Source organism: Rugamonas sp. (genome assembly GCF_025354735.1).
Taxonomy (GTDB): domain Bacteria; phylum Pseudomonadota; class Gammaproteobacteria; order Burkholderiales; family Burkholderiaceae_D; genus Rugamonas.
Genome location: NZ_JANXMI010000185.1, coordinates 1 through 5,166, shown reverse-complemented (window position 1 = coordinate 5,166; position 5,166 = coordinate 1). Strand labels below are relative to the sequence as shown.

At 65.2% G+C, this 5,166-nt stretch carries 5 protein-coding genes; 4 read left to right on the top strand and 1 reads right to left on the bottom strand.

Annotated features, from left to right (window positions below; genetic code table 11):
* Positions 1–340, bottom strand: a 340-nt coding sequence (locus Q0S71_RS14825; RefSeq protein ID WP_295997086.1) for a DUF6160 family protein, incomplete at its 3' end; no start/stop codon positions are given.
* Positions 341–906: 566 nt separating this feature from the next.
* On the opposite strand from Q0S71_RS14825, the gene Q0S71_RS14820 reads away from it, so the two are divergent.
* From Q0S71_RS14820 to Q0S71_RS14805, 4 genes are read left to right on the top strand one after another with little or no spacing between them, the layout of a single operon-like run.
* Positions 907–1,674, top strand: coding sequence for a C39 family peptidase (locus Q0S71_RS14820; protein ID WP_295997085.1), 768 nt, complete (start codon positions 907–909; stop codon positions 1,672–1,674).
* Positions 1,675–1,712: 38 nt separating this feature from the next.
* The gene (locus tag Q0S71_RS14815; protein ID WP_295997083.1) at positions 1,713–2,783 is read left to right on the top strand and encodes a transporter; all 1,071 of its coding nucleotides are present in this window, start codon (positions 1,713–1,715) and stop codon (positions 2,781–2,783) included.
* A 3-nt stretch (positions 2,784–2,786) separates the two neighbouring features.
* A complete protein-coding gene (locus Q0S71_RS14810) occupies positions 2,787–4,412 on the top strand; it encodes an OmpP1/FadL family transporter (protein ID WP_295997080.1) in 1,626 nt (541 codons plus the stop codon).
* Positions 4,413–4,436: 24 nt separating this feature from the next.
* Positions 4,437–5,018, top strand: a complete 582-nt coding sequence (locus Q0S71_RS14805; RefSeq protein ID WP_295997077.1) for a DUF2059 domain-containing protein — start codon at positions 4,437–4,439, stop codon at positions 5,016–5,018.
* Positions 5,019–5,166: the final 148 nt, after the last annotated feature.

The following is a 5,166-nucleotide window of genomic DNA, read 5'->3' as shown; positions in this document are numbered from 1 at the left end:
CCACGTCGCTGCTGCCGTTGTAGAAACCGGACGTGACGGCGGTGGCCGGGTCCACGCCCAGCTTGACCAGCGACGCGGCGAAGGTCGGCGCGTTGACGATGTCGATGGCGGCGGCCAGGATGCCATGCACGCCGATGTTGCTGAAGGCGACCGAACCGCCGTTGACGTCGGTGTCCGTGTAAACGAAGGAACCGATGTTGATGTTCAGGTTCGCCGCGATCGACACGCCGTCCTGGCCGCTGACGGTGCTCAGTTCGGCGTCCTGGATGGGGGTCATGGCCGAGGCCGAGAAGGCGGCGGTGGCGAGGGCGGCGGCGATGAGGGTTTTGATCGTTTGCATGGTGTTATCTCCAAGAATGGTTGTGGTTGTTATGGACTGCAAAGCCACGGATACCGGGTCGGCTCCCGTGAAAATCTTAATATTTGTGTATTAATTAAAATGAATGATAGGAGCCGCCTTCGGCCCCGGTCCATCCTTTCGCTCAGGCCTGCAAGGCCAAATGCTTGGCCTTGGGAGCCATACAGAGTGAGGGCGCTGTTGTGGAAATGTTGTTTGCATTAGCACACGATGCCAAAGATGATTTAGATGTAACAATCTAAAATTCTTAATGCTGAGAAAAAGCAAAACATGCGTTAATAAATTATAAAAAAACAAGGACAAAGACCGGCAAAATAAAGCACGGTCGTTCTAATTAAAACTATCGGAGACAAGAATGAAAGCAGTCATGGGACGCCCAGCGCCCCGGGGCCGCGTGTGCCTGCACGCGCCCGTCACGCCCCGCCGCGCCACCCCGCCCTCGCCTGCGCGCGCGCACGCGCCCGCCCGCGAATGCGGCCGCGAACGCACGCGCGAACCCCTCCGCACGCACCGCCGGCGCCACCGCCACCACGCCGAAAGCTGAGCCCATGCTGATGATTTTGCTGGGCATCGTCGCCGCCATCATCGGCGGCGCGGGGGTACTCGCGCGCCACGAACCGGTCGACCGCCCCAAGGGCCAGTACGACATGCCGGAAAACCTGCTCGGCGGCGGCGCCTACACGCAGTCGGTGACGATGGAGCCGTACACCGAGCTCAAGTACAAACACATCGTCCACCAGGCTTACGACTTCAGCTGCGGCTCGGCCGCGCTGACCACCATCCTCAAGTACCACATCGGCGTCGACGTCACCGAGCAGCAAGCCATGGAAGGCATGCTCGACAAGGGCGAGAAGGAAAAAATCATCGAACGGCGCGGCTTTTCGCTGCTCGACATGAAACGCTACGTCGGCTCGCTGGGCCTGAGCGGCGCCGGCTTCCGCGCCGACCTGAAGGACTTGCAGACGCTGACCGAGCCGGCCATCGTGCCCATCGACTACGCCGGCGCCAAGCACTTCGTGGTGCTGCGCGGCATACGCGGCGAGGTCGTCTTCATCGCCGACCCGTCGGCCGGCAACATCGTGTTCTCGCTGGCCGACTTCGCCAAGCTGTGGGACAAGAACACGCTGTTCATCGTCTCGCCGGCCAAGGACAAGCCGGCGCTGGCGCAACTGGCGCTGAGCGACCGCGAACTGGGCGTCGTCGACATGGACCGCGTCACCAACCGCGGCCGGCTCGACGCCCTCAACAACGCCAGCCAGCTGCTCGACCGCGCCGTCAATTCCGGCGCCGCCGGCACCTGGATCCACCACCAATAACGTTTCAGCCAGCGCCACCACCTCCCACAAGGACCACCATGACCCCACGCATCACGCGCCCCCTGCCTGTTACCATCGTGACCGGCACCGTCGCTTCCGCTCTCGTCCTGACCATGTTGTGCGCGCCGGTCCGCGCGCAGGACGCGAGTGCCGCCAGTTCCGGCTCGACTCCGGCCGCCGCCCCGGCCGACGCCGGCGCCGCGCGCGACGCGCTGGCCAAAAAGGAGGGCGAAGGCGACCAGAGCGCGCTGCTCAAGCAGACGCTCACGGCCGTCGACAAGCAATACTCGCTGATCCGCCGCAACCAGTTCCAGCTCACCTACGACGTCAACTACACCTACATCGGCCAGGAAAAAATCGTCACCGACCTGGCCGGCGGCGGCGTCTCCCTGTTCAACATCGAAAACACCAGCTCGCACACCATCACCAACACCTTTTCCGGCGACTACGGCCTGCTCAACAACCTGACCGGCAACGTCACGCTGCCGGTGCTGTCGCGCTATTCCGAAAGCACGGTCGACAGCGGCGTCTCCAACACCATCGGCGACATTTCCCTGGGCGCGCGCTGGCAGCCCTTCGAGGCGCGCCGCGACAGCGCCAACGTCACCTTCACCAGCAATCTGCGCCTGCCCAGCGGACGCAGCCCGTTCAAGGTCATCGCCGGCAGCGGCCAGGCCACCGGCAGCGGCGTGACGGCGGTGTCGGCCGGCGTCAACGCCAACCGCATCGTCGATCCGGTCGCGCTGTTCGGCTCGATCAGCGGCACCATCAGCGCGCCGGCCACCAATCTCTACCAGGCCAACGGCACCCGCACGCTCACCCGCGTGCAGCCGGGCGGCTCGGTCGCCTTCGGCATGGGCTTCGCCTACGCCCTGTCCTACGATATTTCGACGACGGTGTCCTTCCAGGAAGCGATCTCGGCCGGCTCGAAACTGCGCTTCCTCGACGGCCTGCAAGCGAAGACCACCACCCAGACTTCCGGCATCCTCAACATGGGCCTGGGCTACCGCATCTCGCCGAAGACGACGGTCAACGTCTCGGTCGGCATCGGCCTGACCAGCGACTCGCCGAATCTGTCGCTCGACGTCAACCTGCCGCTGGCGTTTTAAGCGATGCGCCTGACCGCCGCCGCGTCCGTCGCGCCCTGCGCCATCCTGGCGGCCGCGCTCGCCACCTGCGTGGTCGCGCCGCCGGCGCGCGCGGCGCTGACCGAAAACCTGACCACCAGCGTCACCGCCATGGCGCTCGGCAACGCCGTCACGGCCGACCCGCCCGGCATCGACTCGATCCACTTCAACCCGGCCGGCCTGGCCCGCCTCGAAGGCGACAGCGAAAGCATCCACGCCTTCGGCGCCTCGATCCGCACCAGCGCCAGCTTCCACCAGCCGGCCGGCTTCGACATCGGCGGCTGGACCGACGATCCGCTGGCCGGCAGCCATTCCGGTCCGGTGCGCCAGGGCATGACGATCCCGGCCTACGGCAAGCCCGGCTGGCGCCTGCCGGCCGTGGTCGTGCCCGGCATCGGCCTGGCCTGGAACACGGCCGGCTCGCCGTGGACCTTCGCCACCAACAGCTATATGGCGCAGGCCATGAGCATCGACCGCACCACCGACCCCAACGACCCCGCCCAGTACGACGGCCGCCAGGTCCAGCTGCAGCGCCTGGTGTACCTGGCGCCGTCGGTCGGCTACAAGTATTCGGACACGCTGCGCTTCGGCGTGTCGGTGCCGATCGCCCACTCGGCCTTCGAGGTGGACACGGCGATGCGCTTCCCCAACGAGCTGCTGGGCGTGTTCGGCAAGCTGCAGCAGGGCTGGTGTCCCGACAACGGCGGCAACATCATCGACGTGTTCGGCTTCGGCGTGTGCGGCGGCGGCAAGGACGGCATGGTCACGCCGTTCAAGAAGGCCGCCAATATGCACCTGGAAATGACGGCCCCGTTCGACCCCACCATCAACCTCGGCGTGCTGTGGGAACCGAAGCCGTGGTTCGCCATCGGCGCGGTCTACCAGGGCGGCTCCAAGACCCATTACACCGGCACCTACGAATTCGACACCCAGCCCATGCTGCGCAACTTCGTCCAGGGCCTGAACTCCAGCCTGCTGGGACCGATCGCCGGCGCCGTGCTCGGCTTTCCGACCTCGATCCCGGCCCAGCAAAAAGGCAATCTGACGGCCACCATCCCCTTCCCCACCCACATCCAGGTCGGCATCAAGCTCAAGCCCGTCGAGTATGTGCAGCTCAACATCGACGCCAGCTACGCCACCTGGAGCGAGTGGGACGCGCTGACGTTCCAGTTCGACCAGAGCGTCAAGCTGCTGGAGGTGGCGCACCTGTACGGCTATGCCGACGCCAGCCGGCTGTCGATCCCGCGCGGCTATAAAAGCAAGGCCAACTTCGCCTACGGCCTGCAACTGTTCCCCACCAAATGGCTGACGCTGCGCTTCGGCTACGAGCCGCGCAAGAGCTCCATCCCCAGCGACAAGATCGACCTGATCGCGCCGCTGCCGGATACCAAGCTGTACAGCGCCGGCCTGAACGTCAAGCTCGGCAAGAACAGCGACCTCAGCCTGACCGGCTCCTACATGACCGGCAAATTCAACACGCCGGCCAACACCGATTGCAATTTGAACTGCAACACCTTCCTCAACGTCATCTACAACCCGTATGCCGGGCTCGACGTCGCCGGCGACATCCACGTGCGCTATGTCGGCATCGATTACACCCACCGTTTCTGACCCACCGGACACCGAAGGAGCACCATGTTAAAGACCACCACATTCGCCGCCCTGCTGATCTGCGCCGCCGCGGCCGCGGCCGACAACCCGGCCGCGGCCCAGCCCGCGCCGGCATCGGCATCGGCATCGGCCGCCGTATCGCCGGCCAAGCAGCAGCTGGCGCAAAGCATCTTCAAGCTGATGAACCTCGACAGCATCGGCGAGACCATGCTCGGCCAGCCCGTCGGCGACGCGCTGCAACAGGCGCGCGGCCTGCTGCAGGGCCGCGTCGCCACCGAGAAGCGCGACGCGACCATGGGTGAGATCACCGTCGAAGCGAAAAAGTTCATGGAGGACGCCGCCCCCATCACGCGCGCCAGCGCCGACAAGCTGATCCCGCAAACAGTGACGCCACTGCTGGCCGCGCATTTCTCGGAAGACGAGCTGCGCCAGATCCTCGCCATCCTCGAATCGCCCGTGCGCAAGAAATTCGAAGCCATGCTGCCGGAGCTGCAAAAAAAGCTGGGCGAAAGCGTGGCCGCCGACACCGGCCCCGTCATCAATCCCAAGCTCAAGGGCTTGCAGGAACGCATAGGCCTGCGCCTGCGCACCGCCATCGCCCCCTGATGTTTTTTCCACACTACGCAGCGCGCCGTCGTGGCACAAAGGAGCACATCTTGTCTACGCACTCGATTGACCCGCAGGTGATCGCAAGGCGCCGCGCCGGGGCCGCCCCATGACCTACTCCTCCGCCCTTCATCTGGTGCGCGGCGTC